Source organism: Mesorhizobium sp. M8A.F.Ca.ET.207.01.1.1, from assembly GCF_004794715.1.
GTDB lineage: Bacteria > Pseudomonadota > Alphaproteobacteria > Rhizobiales > Rhizobiaceae > Mesorhizobium.
The window spans coordinates 1-319 of sequence record NZ_SRUS01000385.1 but is presented as its reverse complement, the minus strand read 5'-3'; the positions used below and the strand labels follow the sequence as shown (position 1 = coordinate 319).

Sequence of the window (319 nt, the reverse complement as noted above, 5' to 3'; positions counted from 1 at the left end):
ATCGACAACAAACGGGCGCCGCTGTCTCCGGAACTGCAGGTCCACACCCGCAGCAGGCTCAGTTTCAACTCGCGCTCCCGGCCCTGCCAATGCACCACCCCGTGCACATCGCCGGACAGCAACGCCAGGCGGCCACACAGCAGCGTTTCCGCCGCGTGCAGGCGCAGGCTCCGCACCTGCAGGCCACCGGCACGCCACGCTCCCAGCCACGGCAGGTCGCGCATCTGGCCACCGTGGCCATCCATCATGAACAGGGCTGGCGATAGCATCGTGGCTAGCGCATCGTGATCATTCTCCAGCAGTGCCGTGCACAGGCGCT

The 319-nt window shown here is 67.1% G+C and carries 1 protein-coding gene; it reads right to left on the bottom strand.

Features of this window, described 5'->3' with window-relative positions:
* Positions 1–319 (bottom strand): nuclear transport factor 2 family protein (locus EN850_RS35025; RefSeq protein ID WP_136093033.1); only part of this gene is annotated, 319 nt, incomplete at both ends.